The following is an 18,898-nucleotide window of genomic DNA, read 5'->3' as shown; positions in this document are numbered from 1 at the left end:
CACCTCAATGGGGCGGGATTCATGAAGACACTCCTGGCGTTGCTGACCGGCGCCGTCGTGGCGCTGTCGGCGCACGGCGCGAGCGCGCAGACGCTCAAGGCGGTCAAAGATCGCGGCGAGCTGGTGTGCGGCGTCAGCCGCGGCCTGCCCGGCTTCTCCAATCCGGATTCCTCCGGCAAGTGGACCGGTTTCGACGTGGATCTGTGCCGCGGCATCGCCGCAGCGGTGTTGAACGACCCCTCCAAGGTGAAGTTCGTGCCGCTGAACGCCGAAGAGCGCTTCGCCGCGCTGAAGGACGGCAAGGTGGACGTGCTCTCGCGCAATTCCACCTGGACCCTGCAGCGCGAAGGCGAACTCGGCCTGCTGTTCGGCCCCATCACCTATTATGACGGCCAGGGCTTCATGGTGCGCTCGGCGCGCAAGATCACCTCGGCCCTGGAACTGGACAATTCCAAGGTCTGCGTCCAGGCGGGAACCACCGGCGCCGGCTATGCGACGGATTATTTCGCCGCCAACAACATGAAGCTCGAGCTGATCTCCCTGCCCTCCTCCGACGAAGTCGTGAAGGCTTATGACAGCGGCAAGTGCGACACCATCACCACGGACGTGTCGCAGCTCTATTCGTTGCGTCTCGTGATGGCCAAGCCCGGCGACCATATTGTGCTGCCCGACGTGATCTCCAAGGAGCCGCTCGGCCCCGTGGTGCGCCAGGGCGACGACCAGTGGTTCAATGTGGTCAAGTGGACCCATTACGCCATGCTGAACGCCGAGGAACTGGGCGTGAACAGCGGCAATCTCGATCAGGCCCTGAAGTCCGAGAAGCCGGACGTGAAGCGCCTCGTCGGCACTGACGGCAATTATGGCGAGCAGATCGGCCTCACCAAGGACTTCGCGGTGCGCATCGTGAAGGCGGTCGGCAATTACGGCGAAGTGTTTGAACGCAACGTCGGCGCCGGCTCCAAGCTCGGCATCCCGCGCGGCATCAACCAGCTCTGGAGCACCGGCGGCATCCAATACGCCCCGCCCGTGCGCTGAGCCTCCCCCAACAACGCTCCGCCGTTCGCTGAAACGTGAGCGGCGGAGTGCCGTTGCGTCATCGACCAGACATATCCCGGCTCCTAGTCTCCATCGGACCTGATGGAGATTCCCATGCCTGCTCTTTCCCGCCGCGCCTTGCTCGCCACCGCAGCAGCCTCCGCGGCCGCTGGCCTTTCCGGGATTTCGCCGGTCCGCGCCGGTGCCCCCATGGCCACCGCCCAGGTGCCGAGCGCCTATCGCTACAAGGTCGGCAGCTTTGAGGTGACCGCCGTCAGCGACGGCGCGCGCACCGGCCCGCTGTCAGACACCTTCGTGCGCAACCAGCCCCGCGACGCGGTGAATGCCGCCCTGAAGGACGCGTTCCTGGCCCAGGACCAGATCACCATCCCCTTCACCGCGCTGCTGGTGAACACCGGGTCGAAGCTGATCCTCATCGACACCGGAAACGGCCCGGCCCAGGGCACCGTCGGCCAGCTTCAGGCCAATCTGAAAGCCGCCGGCGTGGACCCCAAGTCGATCGACACGGTAGTGATCTCCCATTTCCACGGCGACCATATCAACGGCCTGCTCGGCGCCGACGGCAAGCCCGCCTTCCCTTCCGCCCAGGTGATGGTGCCGCAGGCCGAATGGGCCTTTTGGACCGATGATGCCCAAATGAGCCGCGCGCCCGAGGCCATGAAAGGCGCGTTCCAGAACGTGCGGCGGGTGTTCGGTGGTCTCGGCGCGGCGCCGGAGCCATATGGCTGGGACAAGGAGATCCTGCCCGGCCTCACCAGCGTGGAGACCGCCGGCCACACGCCGGGGCACACCTCCTATGTGCTGGCCTCTGGCACGGGGCGGCTGTTCGTCCAGTCGGACGTGACCAACATCCCGTCCCTGTTCCTGCGCAATCCCACCTGGCACGTCATGTACGACATGGACCCGGCGAAGGCGGAGCAGACCCGCCGCCGCGTCTACGACATGGTCGTGGCGGACCGGCTGATGGTGGCCGGTTATCACTTCCCCTTCCCCGCCGCCGCCCATCTGGAGAAGGACGGCGATCGCTTCCGTTACGTACCTGTGGCATGGAGTCCGGTGCTCTGAAGCTTGTGAAGGGAACGGAGGCGGGGCGCGCGCCGCCCGCCTCGACAAGCGCGGCGCAGACCGATACGAAAGGCGCGGGTGCTGTGCCGGCACCGGAAGAAGGGGTCGCCGCGCGACCGTCCGCATGAGCGAGCCCAGCCGACGCCTCGAAAAGATCGCCTTCGTGGCCAGCGACACCACCGAGGCCCAGGCCGCCCGCACGCGGCTCATCCAGCGCTACGGCGATGTCGCGGAAGCCGATGCGGACGTGATCGTCGCGCTCGGCGGCGACGGGCTGATGCTCCAGACCATGCATGCTTTCCGCGACCGGGGCGTGCCGATCTACGGCATGCACCGCGGCTCCGTCGGCTTCCTGATGAACACCTATCGCGAGGACGCGCTGCCGGAGCGGCTCGCCGCCGCCCAGCATGTGGTGATCCATCCCCTGATCATGGAGGCGGTGGACCGCGCGGGCACGCGCCACCAGGCACCCGCCATCAATGAAGTCGCCCTGCTGCGCCAGACCTATCAGGCGGCGAAGCTGCGCGTTTCCATCGACGGCAAGGTGCGGCTGGAGGAGCTGATCTGCGACGGCATGATCGTCGCGACGCCCGCCGGGTCCACGGCCTACAATCTTTCCGCCCATGGTCCGATCCTGCCGCTCAGCACCGCTTTGCTCGCCATCACGCCCATCTCGCCTTTCCGCCCCCGCCGCTGGCGCGGCGCGCTGGTGCCGGACAAGGCGCGCATCGACATCTCGGTGCTCGAACCGGAAAAGCGTCCGGTCAGCGCGGTGGCGGACCATTATGAGGTGCGCGATGTCGTCAGCGTCTCCGCGCGGCTCGACCGGGCATCCTCCATGGACATGCTGTTCGATCCCGACCACAGCCTGGACGAACGCATCCTGCGCGAGCAATTCGTCTACTGACCTTGACCAGCGCGCCGGCGCGAGGCCCGAGAACCGAGTGAAATGGTCTTTTCCTCCGTTACATTCCTCTATTATTTTCTCCCGGCCTTCCTGGTCTGCTATTTCGCGACCCCCGGCGTTCGGGCGAAGAACTTCGTGCTGCTCGCCTTCTCCCTGGTGTTCTATGCCTGGGGCGGCCTGTTCAACCTGCTCGTGCTCGCCGCGTCCATGCTGGGCAATTTCGCTCTGGCGCAGGTGCTGGGCGCGCGCCCGCCGGGCAAGCGGCTGCCCATGCTGGCGCTCGCAGTTGCGCTCAATCTCGCCGGCCTGATCGTTTTCAAATATGCCGGGTTCCTGGCCGAGAACCTGAACGTGCTGCTCGAACCGCTCGGGGTGTCGGTGCCGGTGGTGCATCTCGCTTTGCCCCTTGGCATCTCCTTCTTCACCTTCCACGCCATCTCCTATCTCGTGGACGTGTATCGCGGCCGCGCGCGCGCCAATGGCCGGCTTGAGGAGATCGCGGTCTACATCACCATGTTCCCGCAGCTCGTGGCGGGGCCGATCGTGCGCTATTCCACAATCGCGCACCGCATCCGCGCGCGGCGCACCACGGTGGGCCGGATCTCGGCGGGCCTGCGCATCTTCGTGATCGGCCTGTCCTGGAAGGTGCTGATCGCCGACGAGGTGGCCCCGCTCGCCACCATGGTGTTCGACCAGACCACCGCGCCGAACTTCTTCACCGCCTGGATCGGCGTGCTCGCCTATGCGCTGCAGATCTATTTCGACTTCGGCGGCTATTCCAACATGGCCATTGGCCTCGCGCTCGCCATGGGGCTGAAGTTCCCGCGCAATTTCCGCCTGCCCTATGGCGCGCTGTCGATCACCGATTTCTGGCGCAAATGGCATATGAGCCTGTCCAGCTGGTTCCGCGACTATGTCTACATCCCGCTCGGCGGCAACCGGCACGGCCACCTGCACACCGCGCTCAATCTGTGGACCGTGTTCCTGCTCTGCGGCCTTTGGCACGGGGCGAGCTGGACCTTCGTGATTTGGGGCGCGCACCACGGCGCCTTCCTGGTGCTGGAGCGCACCCGCTTCGGCAAGGCGCTCGCCGCCGGCCCCAAGGTGCTGAGCCATCTCTATGTGCTGCTCGTGGTGCTGTTCGGCTGGGTGTGGTTCCGGGCGCTCAGCCTGCCGCAGGCCGTGGACGTGTTCGCCGGACTCGTGGGCCTCAACGGCTTCGGGCCGCTGGCGCCGGGCCTGCTGGTGGCGCTGCAGCCGCTGACCGTCGCGGTCATGATCCTCGCCTGGCCGCTGGCCATGTGGGGCCTGCCGACCTTGCCCGCCGGCCCGCTTGCGCCGAACATGCGCCAGCGCGTCTATGGCGCGTGCGACAGCCTCATCATGCTGGCGCTGTTCGTGCTCTCGTTCATCACGGTGGGGGCGTCCAATTACAGTCCCTTCCTCTATTTCCGGTTCTAGCGGCATGCCTCTTCTGCTCGCCTACCGCCGGTGGTGGTGCTTCTTTTTCATGGCGGTGCTCGCGCTGCCGACGCTCGGGCTGGTCTTGCCCGACCTGCCCGGCCCGGTGCGCCTCATGACGACGCCACAGGAACGCTGGTGGGTGCATGCCACCGAGCGGCTCGACCCCTTCATCAACGGCCGCTACGGCTTTCGCGGCCTCGTAATGGCGGGCAACGCGAGCTATCTGCGCGCCATGAAGTCCACCCGCGAGCGCCCGGTGCTGCTGGGGGAAGGCGGACAGATGTTCTTCACCGGCGAGCAGACGCTGGAACAGTCCCTCGGCCGCCTGTTCCGCGCCAAGCCCATGGGCGACCTCGTTGACGTGCTCGCGCGCCTCGACACGCTGCTGAAGGCGCGGGGCGCCGAACTCGTGGTCGCCTCGGCGCCAAATGCCGCAACCGTGCTGCCGGAGAAACTTCCGGCCTGGGCGCGCGGGCAGATGACCCACCCGACCGAACTCGACTATCTCGACACGCAGATGGCCGCGCACGCAATTCCCCATGTTGACCTGCGGCCGGTGCTGATCGCCGCCAAGGCGCAGGGGCCGATCTTCCGCCGCACCGACACCCATTGGAACCAGCGGAGCTCGGTGCTCGCCTTCAATGCGGTGATGGCGGCGGCCGGGCGGCCAGAGCTCGAAATCGCGCCGCAGACCGCCATCGGCCCGCTGCAGGCGGCACCGTCCGGGGATCTCGCTCGCTATCTCGGCGAGGCGAGCGAGACCGCCGACCAGGACTACGCCGAAATCGCCTCGAACCCGAAGCCGGAGCTGACACCGATCACCGGCATCATGCCCGACCACGGCCCGCACGACACATTCCGCCCCTACGCCTACGCGACCGGCCATAGCGGCCCGAGCGTCCTCGTGATCGGCGATTCCTTCTCGCAGCATTTCTGGCCACGCCTGCTGGAGCGGGTGACGAGCCGCTTCGCCTGGATGCACCATAGCGCCTGCAAGTTCGAATGGCCGGCGGTGGAGCGCTTCAAGCCTGATCTAGTGATCTACATGGTGACGGAACGCTCGCTGCCCTGTCGCGGTCAGCCCATCGACATGCCGCCGGGCTAAGCACCCTAGCGCATTTCCAGCAGGGCTGCCGCGCCGTCGCGCCCGGCGCCGAGATGGAAGGCGATTTCGCCAACGTCGAAATCCGCCCGGTCGAGAAAGGCGCGCCAGCCGGCGAGGTCCACGCCATAGGGATTGTCGCGCAGCAGCTGCACCTTCACGAACGGGAAGCCGGCGGCGATCAGATCGCGCCAGCCCTGGTGCAGCTGGTTTTCCCCCTGCGCGCCGGGCGTGCCCGGAAACAGGATCTCCACGCCAAGACCCGCGCCCTCCAGAACCGAGCGCTGCGCGACCTCATAGTCGCGGATGATCTGGAGCTTGTCGCCGAGCGAGCGCACCTCGCCCCAGAACGCGCGGGCGGCGGGATGGGCGAGCGCGGACGCCTTGTAGAGGAACAGATAGCTCTGAAAATGCGGGGCCAGTTCCGCGCTCTGCGTCAATGCGACCACATCCGCCGGGCTTGCGCGCATGCGCTCCACCGTCGCCGCAAGGGCCGGGGTGGAATGATAGACGCTGTCGTTGGCGAACAGCACCTCGGGCGAGGTCCATACCTCGGGCAGATAGCGCAGCGCAGCAGCCCAGGCGGCGAAATCATAGCCGTGGTTTTCCCGCGTCACCACCGCGTCGGCGACCTCTGCGCCGGGATCGAGGCAGTCCAGATCCGGACGGTCGGTGGCGATGATCAGCACCACCTGCATGCCGCTCGCCCGCAGGTCCGCGCACAGGCGAAGGGTATGGCCGAACGGCCGCCCGTCTGACGCCGCCGTGACCATGAGGCACACCGGGCCGCCGGAGAGCGAGCGCGCCGGCAGGCGGACGGCGCGGAACGCGGGGCCCAGCACGTCGCGATCCTCCTGCACCGGCGCGCCGGGGGCGGTGGACAGGAGCCGCAGCGCCTTGCGAATGCGGCGCACGGGATTGGCCCGCGCGCTCACATTCAGAGCCGCGATCAGCAATTGCTTGGAGGCCTCCATGCGCGCCTTGACCGACACCATCGCCTGCTCTCCCTGGCGCCTATCCTGTGTGGCGCCCCCGCTCAGAAGCGAGTCACGATCTCGTCGAGGTTCGGCCGCGGGCGATCCTCCAGCTTCTGCGTCGCAGTGCCGATATAGACGAAGCCGGTGATGCGCTCATGCTCGGCAAGGCCAAGGGCCGCGCGGGCCTTGGGCTCGTAGGCGGGCCATTCGGTGAGCCAGGTCACCCCATAGCCGAGCGCGGTCGCGGCGATCAGAAGGTTTTCCACCACGGCGGCGGAAGAAAGCACCTGCTCGATTTCCGGGATCTTCACGTGGGTCGCGGCACTCGACACCACGGCCACGACCACGGGCGCCCGCAGGAAGCGATTGCGCTCCTCCTCCACCCGGCGGGGGGCAGCCTGCGGATCCACCTGAGTCAGCACGTCGGCGAGCACAGCCCCGGCGCGGGCCCGCCCTTCGCCTTCCAGCAGGATGAAACGCCAGGGCACGAGCTTGCCATGGTCCGGCACGCGGGCGGCGATGGTCAGCATCTCGTGCAGATGCTCCGGCGAGGGGCCGGGCTCGGCGAAATCAAGAACGCGGGTGGAACGGCGGGTGCGGAGCACGTCAAGAATGTCGGACATGGCAAGCCTTCAAGCAATCGCACGGCGCATCCCAGCGCTCGCCACGCTCAAGGGGCGAGGCAGGGCCACGCCCGCGTTTTCCGCGCCTGCCTTATCACGCCGGGCGCGGGTGCCAAAAGCGACATAGCGCTCCCGATGCGCCCCACCGGTGCGCGGACGGGGCCAATGCCGTTGCGGTGACTTGAAACCGCCGCGGTTTCGATGCACGTCAGAACCATGCGTCGAAAGATCGAAGCCGCCCGCCCCTGGTGGAACCGGCTGCTCCCGTTCCTGCTTCCGCTGATGGCTGCCGCGCTGGCGAATGGCGCGGCTTTCGGCCAGGCCATGCCTTTCGCCGGCGCCTCCCCCGCGCCGCCGCCGATCGATGCGTTTTCCGCCCCGCCGCCGCTCGGCGCCAATCCCGGCTTGCGCACCACGCCCCAGGGCCAGGCCGCCGGGCGTGAGCCGCATGCGGTGCTGCCGGCCGCACCGGCGGGCAAGACCACGGTCGGCGTATTCGCCCGCTTCAGTGCCGACGGGCCCGCCATTCCCCACGGGCTGATGTGGCGCGTGTTCGCCGACACGGCCGAAGCCTCCGGCGCCTTTCCGCTGGTGGCGGAAAGCACCGAGCCCGCCCCGGTGTTCTTCCTCAGCCCCGGCGGCTACATCATTCATGTCACCTACGGATTCTCCACCGCCGCCCAGCGGCTGCAGGTGGGGGCGGTCGCCCGGCGCGAACAATTCGTGCTCCCATCGGGGGGCCTGCGGCTGCAGGCCGACGTCGAGAGCAAGATTATCCCCGGCCAGAAGCTGACCTTCGATATTTACGAGGGCTCGTTCCTGCAGGGCCGCACCTCCACCCAGCCTTATTATCGCGGCGCCAATGCCGGCGACGTGGTGCTGTTGCCGGAGGGGACCTATCACGTGGTTTCCACCTATGGGGACGCCAATGCGGTGGTGCGCGCGGACGTCAACGTACAGGCCGGCAAGCTGACGGACGCCACCTTCCACCACCGCGCGGCGCAGATCGTGCTGAAGCTGGTGGCCGAGAAAGGCGGAGACGCCCAGGCCAACACCCAATGGTCGGTGGTGACACCGGGCGGCGATACCATCAAGGAATCGATCGGCGCCCTGCCCACCGTGATCCTCAGCGAGGGCGACTACACCGCGATTGCCCGCAACGACGGCAAGGTCATCAGCCGCGACTTCAAGGTGGAGGCGGGCAAGGACCGCGAGGTCGAGGTCATCAACAAATGAGATCCCCGCGCCTTTCCGCGGTACCAGGAGCCAGAATGTGACGACCCTTTATCTGGCGGCCGCCTTCATCATCGGCGCGTGCATCTCGCTCCAGGCGCCCATCAACAACCAGCTCGCCCAGGCCTTCGGCCACAACACCATTCTCGCCGCCCTGTTCTCGTTCCTGGTGGGCACGGTGTTCCTCACCGTGGTCGCCTTGGCGCAAGGCGGCATTCCCACGGCGCTGGCCGCACTTCCGAACCAGCCGCTGTGGAAATTGTGCGGCGGGTTCCTCGGTGCCGCCTTCATCATCGGCTCGATCTATCTGGTGCCCAAGATCGGGCTGGCGAGCCTGCTGGCGCTGGTGATCTGCGGGCAGCTCATCTCATCCCTGCTGCTCGACCATTACGGCATGGTGGGGCTGATCGAGCGCAAGCTGACCCCGGTGAAGGTGGTCGGCGCCCTCATCATCATGGCGGGCGTGGTGTTCATGCTGTTTGGCGACCGGCTGCTCAGCGCCCTGCGCAATTCCTGACCCGTCCCGGCTTCCTGCGCCGGCGGCGAACGCGCCGGCGCAGGAAGCCGCTTCAGAACCTCCAGGCGAGATTGGCCTGGAAGGCGTTGGTGGTGACGCCGTCGGCGAACTGGCCCACATAAGACAGGCCCACGCGCGCCTGGGCGGACAGGTTGAGATCCGCGCCCACTTCCAGGAGAGCGGTGTTCTGCGCCAGCGGCACGCCGCCAACCGTGAAGGTCGAGCCCGTCAGGCCACGGAACGCCAGCTGCGCCGTCGGGTCGACATCGCCGAACGCATATTGCCACGCCGCCGAGGCGTGGGGCGCCAGCACCATGCCGTTGGACAGCGCAATCGAGGTTGCCGCCCGCAGGCCCAGCGAGGAATAGCCCACGCCGGCCGAGGCGGACGCCCCGGACAGCGGCGCCACGAGCCCGCTCTCGGCGAAGCTGTCGGTGTTGAGCTGCACCCAGGCCAGGCCCGCGAACGGTTCCAGCGCCACCTGCTGGACCGCGAAGCCGTAGCCAACCTCGCCGAACACCTGCGCGGTGCCGCCGTCATATTGGGCCGTGGCCTGCTGAACCACACCCGGCAGCGCGACGGTGCGCGTCGCATCGATCTGGTTGAACGCATAGCTCGCCCCGAGGCGCAGGTTCCACGGGCCCGCGCTGGTGCCGGCATAGAGCGCCAGCAGCATGCTGTTGACCTCGGTGGAGCTGGCCACCGCATTCACATTGGCGTTGGACTGGGAATAGCCCAGCGCCGCGCCGAGACGCCAGTCGCCGGCGCGGATGTCCGCACCGGACACGACGCCGCCGATGCTTTCGCTCACGCTGGAGGCATTGCCGTTGCCGTCGAGATTGGTCCAGCCGCCGAAGCCCTGGGCCCAGATGGTCGTGGGCCCGGCGCTGGGCGCCGGGGCTGCGGCCGGGGCCTTGGTGGCATAGGCCAGCGCGCCGAGCGCGGTCGTGGGCGCGGGCTGCGCAGCGGCCGCTTCCGGCCCCGCATAGGACAGGGCCGCCGGCCCGCCATAGGCAAGCGCACCCATCGCCCCGGCCTGACCGGCATAAGCGCTTTGACGCAACCGGCCGAGGATCGCCTCCCGCCCATAGATGCCGTCCCCGATCAGCACCGACTGCTCGCTCGCATAGGCCTCGCCCGAAAGACCCTTCAGCGCTGCGGGGAGCTGGCTCGCGCTCAGGCTGTAGAGGCTGTTGAGCGACGACGCGCCGACGTTTGAGGTGGTCGCGAGTGCACCGCTGTTGAAGCTGCGGTCCACCGCGCCGCCGACAGCGGACTGGTTGGCCGTGAGGCCGGCCTGCCGCGCCATCTGCGAGGTCAGGTTCAACGCCACGTTGGTGCCGGAATAGGCCAGCGCCGCGCTCACGTAGGTGGGGAGCCCGGGCGTCGTCAGCGTCTCGAAGGCGCCCGTCGTCCCTTCGGTGGCGGCCAGCAAGGTATAGCTGTTCGACAGCGTCGAGGTCACGAAGGGAACCTCCAGTGTGCCGGCGAGCCGCGCGACGCCGGCTATGCCGAAGAAGTCGTTGCTGCCCGGCGTGACCCGCAAGGAGAGCGTGCCGGCCGAGGTCTGCACGAAGGTGCCGCCGAACAGATGGGTGATCGACGGCCCGGTGCCGCTGACGCCGAGCCAGCCGCTGTTCTCGAACCTCTTGTCCAGCCCCGCCGTCGCGGCGATGCGGCCGTCGATGATGCCCATATTGACGATGACGGTGCCAGTGGCGTCGGGGCCGCTCCGCACCGCGTCGGACTCGATGGTTGTCTGCAAGGTGCCGTAATTCAGGAAGGTGCCATAGAGGCCGTGCAGATCGACCGCCGCCCCCGCGATGCCGCTGGAGGTGATGGTGCCGGTATTGGTCAAGACCCCGTAGGTCTCGCCGCGCATGCCGATGCCGCCATTGCCGCTCACCTTGACGGTTCCGCTGTTGACGATGTCGTCACCGATGCTTCCCGACAGGACGGCGGTATTGTCGGCGCTGGAGGTCAGCGTCCCCGTGTTACGGATGGGATTGTAGATGCCCGCGATGGTGGCGACATAGCCATTGGGCGTGGTGGAACCGGGCGTCAGATAGATGCCTACCACCGTGTCGCCATAAGCGGAGTTGGACGACACCAGCGAGGCGCCCGGAATATTGATCTCGTACCAGGTGGGAATGCCCAGTGCATCCACGTGCAACACGCCGGCATGCACGACGCCGTCCACCGTCACCCAGTCGGCCACCATATTGTATTCGCCGGAGCGCCCGGCGCCGGTGATACCTTCCAGATGCGTGATCACGGCGCCCGGATGGTCGTAGCTCGCCCAGGTGCCGGTGGTTTGATTGTAGAGATAGCCGTGCTCGGCCCCGATGCCGCCGCCCGGCACATCGAAATAGCCACCGGCGATCATGTTGCCATAGACGCCGTAGGCGGTGGTGCTGGCCGCACCCGGCTTGTTGTTGGTGGTATAGGTGCCGGTGGAGATCGTGTAGATCATCGCATTGCCGGTCGCGAGGCGGGTGTCGTAATCGCCCACCACCTGATTGCCGAACGTGCTGTGGGCGATGGTGAAGAGGGTCTGGTTTCCGGGCGCGCTGGGATAGGCCAGCCCCGTCAGTTGCTGGCCCGGCGCGGCCGCGGCGTCGTAGAGATAGCTCAAATCGTAGGGCGAAGAGGCGGCGGTGATATAGCTGCCCACGGTGCGCAGCACGCCGCCCGGGTTGCCGAAGCTCGGCCCATAGGGCGAGGAGCCGATGGCGCCGGGATAGTTCACGCCGTTCGCGGTGGCGACCGGCATGGCCGACCATTGGCCGGTGACCGTGTTGTACGCCAGCCCGCCGGTGGCCGTGGTGCCGGGCACCACATAATTGCCGACGATCGTATTGCCGCGAATGCCGGTCAGGAAGGTGCCGGTGGTGCCGTAATTCAGCGTCGTGTAGGGGGTGGGTACGGGCGCCGGCGGCTGGGCGTGCGCCCCTGCGCCAAGCGTGCAGACCGCCGCGCCGGCAGCGGCAAAATAGGCGCAAGAAGAAAGAAGATGGATTCGTTTATTCGTCTTTTTCATGAAAACCCACCAGAGCGCACGTAATTTCCTAAAGACCTAACAGAGCAGCATCCGAAATCTAGCCGGATATGTTGAATTTCGGGGACTAACCCGCCTGAAAGGTAAAACGCCGCGCCGCGTGATATTTAAAGCACATATCCGCGAGAATAGGACAGTGATGACGACGTATCTGTACCTCCGCCCCGGCGGATCAGCGTGCAGATGCGTGCGCTTTACCGTCGAAGGCGTCGGTGGAAATCGCTGCGATACGCGCTGCACCGCATGCGGCGGCTGCCCATCCGCCGCCTGCGGCAAGGAGAGAAAAGCCGCCCAAAAAGGCGCAGAGCCGCCAGCAGGTGATGGCATGCCTCGCTCTGCGCCGGCGGCGAACGCGCCGGCGCAGGAAGCCGCTTCAGAACCTCCAGGCGAGATTGGCCTGGAAGGCGTTGGTGGTGACGCCGTCGGCGAACTGGCCCACATAGGACAGGCCCACGCGCGCCTGGGCGGACAGGTTGAGATCCGCGCCCACTTCCAGGAGAGCGGTGTTCTGCGCCAGCGGCACGCCGCCAACCGTGAAGGTCGAGCCCGTCAGGCCACGGAACGCCAGCTGCGCCGTCGGGTCGACATCGCCGAACGCATATTGCCACGCCGCCGAGGCGTGGGGCGCCAGCACCATGCCGTTGGACAGCGCAATCGAGGTTGCCGCCCGCAGGCCCAGCGAGGAATAGCCCACGCCGGCCGAGGCGGACGCCCCGGACAGCGGCGCCACGAGCCCGCTCTCGGCGAAGCTGTCGGTGTTGAGCTGCACCCAGGCCAGGCCCGCGAACGGTTCCAGCGCCACCTGCTGGACCGCGAAGCCGTAGCCAACCTCGCCGAACACCTGCGCGGTGCCGCCGTCATATTGGGCCGTGGCCTGCTGAACCACACCCGGCAGCGCGACGGTGCGCGTCGCATCGATCTGGTTGAACGCATAGCTCGCCCCGAGGCGCAGGTTCCACGGGCCCGCGCTGGTGCCGGCATAGAGCGCCAGCAGCATGCTGTTGACCTCGGTGGAGCTGGCCACCGCATTCACATTGGCGTTGGACTGGGAATAGCCCAGCGCCGCGCCGAGACGCCAGTCGCCGGCGCGGATGTCCGCACCGGACACGACGCCGCCGATGCTTTCGCTCACGCTGGAGGCATTGCCGTTGCCGTCGAGATTGGTCCAGCCGCCGAAGCCCTGGGCCCAGATGGTCGTGGGCCCGGCGCTGGGCGCCGGGGCTGCGGCCGGGGCCTTGGTGGCATAGGCCAGCGCGCCGAGCGCGGTCGTGGGCGCGGGCTGCGCAGCGGCCGCTTCCGGCCCCGCATAGGACAGGGCCGCCGGCCCGCCATAGGCAAGCGCACCCATCGCCCCGGCCTGACCGGCATAAGCGCTTTGACGCAACCGGCCGAGGATCGCCTCCCGCCCATAGATGCCGTCCCCGATCAGCACCGACTGCTCGCTCGCATAGGCCTCGCCCGAAAGACCCTTCAGCGCTGCGGGGAGCTGGCTCGCGGTGAGATTATAGAGCGGCAGCAGACCCGTGGGCAGCGTCCCGAGGGCGGAGCCCAGCGCGCCGTTGAGCGCCCGGTCGATGCCCGCGCCCGCAGCCCGCTCGTTGACGGTGAGGCCGGGCTGTAGTGCCATTGCCGAGGACACGTTGAGCGTGACCGCATTGGTGCCATAGGCAAGACCAGCGGAGAAGAAGGTGGGCAGACCCGATGTGTCCAGGTTCGCGAAGGAGCCGGTTGCGCCGTCACTCGCGGTAAGGACGGTATAACTCTTCTGCAGACCGCCGGTGCCGGCGAAAGCGGCGGCGAGCGTGCCCCCGAGCCGCGCCGCACCGATCACGTCCAGCCGGTCGGCGGAGGCGCCATCCACCCGCAGCGCGAGGGTGCCGGCCGCGGTCTGGACGAACACGCCACTCATCTGATGAGCGATGCCCGCACCGGCGCTGCTGATGCCGAGCCACCCGCTGTTTTCAAAGCGTGCCTGGGGACCCGCGTTGAACACCACACGCCCGTCGATCACCCCAGTATTGACCACCATGGTCCCGGAAGCGTCGGCGCCGGCGGTAATGGCGTTCGCCCCTGGGCCTGCGGTGATGCGCCCGACATTCAGCAGCGTGCCATCGAGGCCGTTCAGCTGAACACCGCTGGCGCCCGCGCCCGTCACGGTGACGGCGCCGTTATTGGTGACCACCCCATAGGTATCCGCCTTGATGCCGATGGCGTTCGCGCCCGAAACGAGGATCGATCCATCGTTGACGATATCGTCGCCGCTGATGCCCGAAACACCTGTCCCACCGGCCTGAGATACGGTCAGCGCCCCCGTGTTCCGGATCGGATTATAGACTCCCGGCACGGTGACGAAGTAATTCATCATGCCATCCGCGCCGAGATAGAAGCCCACGGCATTGCCGGCATAGATGGAGTCGATCGAGGTGGTGGTAGAGCCGGGGACGTCGAGCTCGGTCCATTGCGTCGAGCCATCGGCGTTGATGTGCAGGATGGCGGCGTGGGCGCCGCCCTGGGCGTCCATCCAGTCGGCGGCGAGATTGTATTCCCCGTGCCGCCCGCCGCCCGTCACGCCCTGGAAATGGGTCGTGATGGCGCCGGGATGATCGTAAGTGGTGAAGGTATTGGTCTTGATGTCGTAAAGGTATCCGTGCTCGGCGTTCAGCCCGAGCGTATCGGTGTAGCCGCCGGTGACCTTGTCGCCATAGATGCCATAGGCGGTGGTGACCACGGCGCCCGGGCCGGACAATGGCGTATAGGATTTGCTCACGGCATTATAGATGAAGGCGCCGGCGCCGCCTTGCGTGGTGTCGTAATTCCCCACGATATTATTGCCGAACTGGCTGTGCGGAATGGTGTTCGCCACCGTCGCGCCAGTCGCGGAGGGATAAACAATGTTGGTATATTGCGCGGCGGGGGCGGCGGCGGCGTCGAAGAGATAGCCGACATTTCCCGATGACGCGGTCGTTTTGTAGGAGCCTACGACGCGGAATACGCCATCGGGCGAACCGAAGGTGGGGCCGTACGGCAGGGCGGTATAGACACCGGGATAATTGACGCCGTTCGCGGTGGATGTGGGGATCGGAACCCACGTCTGCGTATCCGTGCGGTAGAGAATGCCGCCCGAAGCGCCACCGCCGTTGGGAATGAGATAGTTGCCGACAATATTGGCGCCGCGGATGCCAGTGAAATTCGCCTCAGCAACCGGATAGACCAGGTTGATATAGTCCAGGTCCGCGCCCCCGAAGGCGGATCCGCTAGCCATCACCGTAGGAACTAGAATGGCGACGCTATTGTACAACAGCCGAGTCCACGACGAACACGTCTTCATTATCAGCCCCTCCACACCCGTCTTTTTCGCAAGGAAAAAGGTCCCTAAAATTCAGTATAGGAGCGGGTGGGTGAGGAAAATGGGTCCTCGCCATCTGGCCAAAAAAAGCCAGGGTCTAGGGGCACCTGGGGTGAGCCGGCCACCGCACGGCCCACCCTGTCTGGTTCTGTCACGCGGTCTTGCGCCTGCTATCAGGCCAATTTGCGCTGCAGGTCTGGAGGCATCGCCTCGTTTGCGAGAAGCGCGAGCGCTTCGTCCAGAGGCAGGACGGTCTGCTCGTTGGAGCCGAGCCGCCGGATGGAAACCGTGCCTTCGGCCGCCTCTTTCTTGCCTGCCACCAGCAGTACCGGCACCTTGGCCAGCGAATGCTCGCGCACCTTGTAGTTGATCTTCTCGTTGCGAATGTCCTTTTCCACCCGCAAGTCGCGCGCACGCGCGGCTGCCGTCACCTCAGCGGCATAGTCGTCTGCCTCAGAGGTGATGGTCGCCACCACGACCTGCACCGGGGCGAGCCAGAGCGGAAAATGGCCCGCGAAATGCTCGATCAGAATGCCGGTGAAGCGCTCCATGGAGCCGCAGATCGCGCGGTGGATCATCACCGGCGTCTTCTTCTGCCCGTCGGTGTCGACGTAGAAGGCGCCGAAGCGCTCCGGCAGGTTGAAGTCCACCTGGGTGGTTCCGCACTGCCATTCGCGGCCGATGGCATCGCTAAGCGTGTATTCGAACTTCGGGCCGTAGAACGCGCCTTCTCCCGGCAGAATGCCGGTCTTGATCTTGCCGCCGGACTGCTCCTCGATCTGCTTGAGGACGCGCATCATGACGTCCTCCGCATGATCCCACACCGCATCCGAGCCGACGCGCTTTTCGGGACGCGTGGAGAGCTTCACGATGATCTCATCGAAGCCGAAATCGGCATAGGTGGAGAGGATCAGATCGTTGATCTTCAGGCATTCGGCCGCCATCTGCTCTTCGGTGCAGAAGATATGCGCATCGTCCTGGGTGAAGCCGCGCACGCGCATCAGCCCATGCAGCGCGCCCGACGGCTCGTAGCGGTGCACGGCGCCGAACTCGGCGAGGCGCAGCGGCAGGTCGCGATAGGATTTCAGCCCATGCTTGAAGATCTGCACGTGGCCGGGGCAGTTCATGGGCTTCAAAGCGAACACGCGCTCGTCCTCGGTGTCGTCGCCGGCGGACTGCACCTTGAACATGTTCTCCTTGTACCAGCCCCAATGGCCCGAGGTCTCCCACAAAGACTTGTCGAGCACCTGCGGGGCGTTCACCTCGGCATAATCCACCTTCAGGCGGCGGCGCATGTAGGCGACGAGGTTCTGGAACAGATTCCAGCCCTTGGCGTGCCAGAACACCGTGCCGGGCCCCTCCTCCTGGAAGTGGAACAGGTCCATCTCCCGGCCGAGGCGGCGATGGTCCCGCTTTTCCGCTTCCTCCAGGCGATGGAGATAGCTGTCGAGTTCGCCCTGGTCATGCCAGGCGGTGCCGTAGATGCGGGTCAGCATGGGATTGTTGCTGTCGCCGCGCCAATAGGCACCGGCCACCTTCATGAGCTTGAAGGCGTTGCCCACCTTGCCAGTGGAGGGCATGTGGGGGCCGCGGCAGAGGTCGAACCATTCGCCCTGCTTGTAGATCTTCAGATCCTGGCCCTCGGGGATGGCGTCCACCAATTCCACCTTGAAGGCCTCGCCCTTCTCGGCAAACACGCGCTTGGCTTCCTCGCGGGACCAGACCTCCTTCGTGAAGGGGCGATCCTTCGCGATGATTTCGCGCATCTTCGCCTCGATCTTCGGCAGATCTTCCGTGGTGAAAGGCTCATTTCGGGCGAAATCGTAATAGAAGCCGTTCTCGATCACCGGACCGATGGTCACCTGGGTGCCGGGATAAAGGCTCTGCACCGCTTCGGCGAGCACATGGGCCGCGTCGTGCCGGATCAGCTCCAGCGCGCGGGGATCGTCGCGGGTAACGATCTGGATCCGGGCATCCGCGAGGATGGGGTCGGAGAGGTCGGTCAGCGTGTCATCAAGGATGATCGCGACGGACTTCTTGGCCAGCGATTTGGAAATGGCGCCGGCCACATCGGCGCCCGTGGTGCCGGGGGCGAACTCGCGCTGGGCGCCATCGGGGAAAGTAAGCGTAACCATTGGTCTTCTCCTGCCCACTCCTGCGTACTCCGCAGGTAGGCTCTTGTTGAAGCGGCCTCCTCTAGGCCGCCCGGGACGTGCCGTAAAGGGCAAAGCCCTCCCGGGGCTTGCCATCCTGCGCGCGCGACGGAGGGGGTCGTGGCCCGGAATTCCCGGGCTCAGACTTCCGCCCCTAGGGCGCCGCCTTCGGCAGGTCCGCGCAATTGCCGGCGGCGGGCACGCCGGCAAAGCGATCCGCGAGGAAAGCCAGCGCGTCCGGGGCACCGGCGGCCATGACGCCATCATGATCGCGGCCCGGGAAGGTCTTGTAGGTCACGACATTTCCCTTGGCGCAGAGATCGCGCACCGAAGCGTCCGTATCCTGCGGCCGCACTGTCACGTCGGCGGTGCCCTGCATCACCAGCGTGGGCACGGAAATGGCGAGCGTGCCGGGCTCGTTCTGCGCCGCCATCTTCAGGAAAGCCGCAAGGTCCGGGTCCGCCAGGAACTGGTCCTTGGCGATGGCGGTCGCCCAATAGCTGTCCGTCAAAGCCTTGGTCATGCAGCCCTGGTGAAGCTCCGCCAGATACGGCTGCGCCTTCGCGGTCAGGATGCGGCCGATGTCGATGGCCTTGTCGGTGGTGGCGTAGGACTGCAGCGTATACAGCACGTAGGGCAGCGCCAGTTCCACCTTGCCGGAGGCGCGCACCGCCGCGAGCCGGTCCGCGATGTGGGTGCCCGGCGCCATGGCGATATTGCCGACAAGCTGCAGCTCCGGCGCGTAAGACGGCCCCTCGGCGGCGGTGAACAGATCCGCCTGCCCGCCCTGGGAATGGCCCATGACAGCGTATTTCTGACCGATCTCCGGCTCAAGCGTGCGCGCGGCACGCAGCATGTCGAGCGCGTTCCTGCCGTTCGGCACGCCCTGGAGGAACGGATGGAAGCCGGCCACGCCGAGGCCCTGATAATCGGTCGCGACCACCGCATAGCCCTTGGCGACGAACGGATCGAGCAGCGCCCGGATATCGGCGATATAGCCGTGCTCCGGCCCCTCAGGCGTGTCGCGGGAGGGGCCACAGATAGCTGCAAGGCCGGTCGTGCCATGGGTCCATGTGATGACAGGCCAGCCACCCGCGGGCGGTGTGCCCTTGGGGATCGATATGGTCCCGGACACCGCAACCGGCTGGCCGGCGGGATCGACCGAGCGATAGAGTACCAGCAGATTGCGCGCCGCACTCGGCAGCGCCATCGTGCCCGAAAGCGCACGCACCCAGATCGGGGAACCGGCGGGGCCTTCCGGCAACGGCGCGGGCGGCACATAGAAGGCGTCGGCCGCCGGCCCCTGCTGGACCGCCAACGCGCCGCCGGCGCAACCGACCAGTGCCGACAGGCTCAGGGCGATGCTGAACAAGAAACCGCGTGTCTTCACCGGGCAA

Annotated in this window: 13 protein-coding genes; 7 read left to right on the top strand and 6 right to left on the bottom strand. The window is 66.7% G+C overall.

Annotation, left to right across the window (positions count from 1 at the left end; genetic code table 11):
* The first annotated feature begins 21 nt into the window (after positions 1–21).
* The 5 genes from V5F68_RS03845 to V5F68_RS03825 all read left to right on the top strand — a co-directional run bounded on the left by V5F68_RS03845 (position 22) and on the right by V5F68_RS03825 (position 5,597).
* Positions 22–1,035, top strand: a complete 1,014-nt coding sequence (locus V5F68_RS03845; protein WP_394016252.1) for an amino acid ABC transporter substrate-binding protein — start codon at positions 22–24, stop codon at positions 1,033–1,035.
* Between the two features lie 114 nt (positions 1,036–1,149).
* The gene (locus V5F68_RS03840) at positions 1,150–2,121 is read left to right on the top strand and encodes an MBL fold metallo-hydrolase (RefSeq protein WP_394016253.1); all 972 of its coding nucleotides are present in this window, start codon (positions 1,150–1,152) and stop codon (positions 2,119–2,121) included.
* Positions 2,122–2,245: 124 nt separating this feature from the next.
* Positions 2,246–3,028 carry an NAD kinase gene (locus tag V5F68_RS03835; protein ID WP_394016254.1) on the top strand — a complete coding sequence of 261 codons (783 nt, stop codon included), beginning with the start codon at positions 2,246–2,248 and terminating at the stop codon, positions 3,026–3,028.
* A gap of 42 nt (positions 3,029–3,070) precedes the next feature.
* Entirely contained in the window at positions 3,071–4,489 is a 1,419-nt protein-coding gene (locus tag V5F68_RS03830) for an MBOAT family O-acyltransferase (RefSeq protein WP_394016255.1), read from the top strand.
* A gap of 4 nt (positions 4,490–4,493) precedes the next feature.
* Positions 4,494–5,597 carry an alginate O-acetyltransferase AlgX-related protein gene (locus V5F68_RS03825; protein WP_394016256.1) on the top strand — a complete coding sequence of 368 codons (1,104 nt, stop codon included), beginning with the start codon at positions 4,494–4,496 and terminating at the stop codon, positions 5,595–5,597.
* A gap of 5 nt (positions 5,598–5,602) precedes the next feature.
* Here V5F68_RS03825 and V5F68_RS03820 read toward each other — a convergent pair whose 3' ends face one another.
* Together V5F68_RS03820 and V5F68_RS03815 are read right to left on the bottom strand one after the other, a co-directional pair.
* Complete coding sequence (locus V5F68_RS03820; RefSeq protein ID WP_394016257.1) at positions 5,603–6,589, bottom strand: rhamnan synthesis F family protein; 987 nt, start codon at positions 6,587–6,589, stop codon at positions 5,603–5,605.
* Positions 6,590–6,630: 41 nt separating this feature from the next.
* Positions 6,631–7,194, bottom strand: a complete 564-nt coding sequence (locus V5F68_RS03815) for a nitroreductase family protein (RefSeq protein WP_394016258.1) — start codon at positions 7,192–7,194, stop codon at positions 6,631–6,633.
* A gap of 216 nt (positions 7,195–7,410) precedes the next feature.
* On the opposite strand from V5F68_RS03815, the gene V5F68_RS03810 reads away from it, so the two are divergent.
* Positions 7,411–8,430, top strand: a complete 1,020-nt coding sequence (locus V5F68_RS03810; protein ID WP_394016259.1) for an RgsD C-terminal domain-containing protein — start codon at positions 7,411–7,413, stop codon at positions 8,428–8,430.
* Positions 8,431–8,467: 37 nt separating this feature from the next.
* On the top strand, positions 8,468–8,944 hold the full coding sequence (locus V5F68_RS03805; RefSeq protein WP_394016260.1) for a DMT family transporter: 477 nt from the start codon (positions 8,468–8,470) through the stop codon (positions 8,942–8,944).
* 52 nt (positions 8,945–8,996) lie between these two features.
* Here the strand turns inward: V5F68_RS03805 and V5F68_RS03800 are convergent, their stop codons facing one another.
* From V5F68_RS03800 to V5F68_RS03785, 4 genes are all read right to left on the bottom strand, one after another.
* Positions 8,997–11,984 carry an autotransporter domain-containing protein gene (locus V5F68_RS03800; RefSeq protein ID WP_509274660.1) on the bottom strand — a complete coding sequence of 996 codons (2,988 nt, stop codon included), beginning with the start codon at positions 11,982–11,984 and terminating at the stop codon, positions 8,997–8,999.
* Between the two features lie 391 nt (positions 11,985–12,375).
* Entirely contained in the window at positions 12,376–15,264 is a 2,889-nt protein-coding gene (locus tag V5F68_RS03795; RefSeq protein ID WP_509274659.1) for an autotransporter domain-containing protein, read from the bottom strand.
* Between the two features lie 257 nt (positions 15,265–15,521).
* Positions 15,522–17,483, bottom strand: coding sequence for a threonine--tRNA ligase (thrS, locus tag V5F68_RS03790; protein WP_394014388.1), 1,962 nt, complete (start codon positions 17,481–17,483; stop codon positions 15,522–15,524).
* Positions 17,484–17,655: 172 nt separating this feature from the next.
* A complete protein-coding gene (locus V5F68_RS03785) occupies positions 17,656–18,891 on the bottom strand; it encodes a lipase family protein (RefSeq protein WP_394014389.1) in 1,236 nt (411 codons plus the stop codon).
* Between the last annotated feature and the right edge of the window lie 7 nt (positions 18,892–18,898).

The organism is Roseixanthobacter pseudopolyaromaticivorans (assembly GCF_043195145.2).
Lineage (GTDB): Bacteria > Pseudomonadota > Alphaproteobacteria > Rhizobiales > Xanthobacteraceae > NCEH01.
Note: the sequence above shows the minus strand (reverse complement) of the source record. Positions and strands in the feature narration are given on the sequence as shown.

Bases quoted from the DNA above. Each gene is read 5' to 3' on its own strand.
- thrS (WP_394014388.1), bottom strand. From the start codon at position 17,483: ATGGTTACGCTTACTTTCCCCGATGGCGCCCAGCGCGAGTTCGCCCCC.
- V5F68_RS03845 (WP_394016252.1), top strand. From the start codon at position 22: ATGAAGACACTCCTGGCGTTGCTGACCGGCGCCGTCGTGGCGCTGTCG.
- V5F68_RS03830 (WP_394016255.1), top strand. From the start codon at position 3,071: ATGGTCTTTTCCTCCGTTACATTCCTCTATTATTTTCTCCCGGCCTTC.
- V5F68_RS03815 (WP_394016258.1), bottom strand. From the start codon at position 7,194: ATGTCCGACATTCTTGACGTGCTCCGCACCCGCCGTTCCACCCGCGTT.
- V5F68_RS03810 (WP_394016259.1), top strand. From the start codon at position 7,411: ATGCGTCGAAAGATCGAAGCCGCCCGCCCCTGGTGGAACCGGCTGCTC.
- V5F68_RS03840 (WP_394016253.1), top strand. From the start codon at position 1,150: ATGCCTGCTCTTTCCCGCCGCGCCTTGCTCGCCACCGCAGCAGCCTCC.
- V5F68_RS03835 (WP_394016254.1), top strand. From the start codon at position 2,246: ATGAGCGAGCCCAGCCGACGCCTCGAAAAGATCGCCTTCGTGGCCAGC.
- V5F68_RS03825 (WP_394016256.1), top strand. From the start codon at position 4,494: ATGCCTCTTCTGCTCGCCTACCGCCGGTGGTGGTGCTTCTTTTTCATG.
- V5F68_RS03795 (WP_509274659.1), bottom strand. From the start codon at position 15,264: ATGGCTAGCGGATCCGCCTTCGGGGGCGCGGACCTGGACTATATCAAC.
- V5F68_RS03800 (WP_509274660.1), bottom strand. From the start codon at position 11,984: ATGAAAAAGACGAATAAACGAATCCATCTTCTTTCTTCTTGCGCCTAT.
- V5F68_RS03820 (WP_394016257.1), bottom strand. From the start codon at position 6,589: ATGGTGTCGGTCAAGGCGCGCATGGAGGCCTCCAAGCAATTGCTGATC.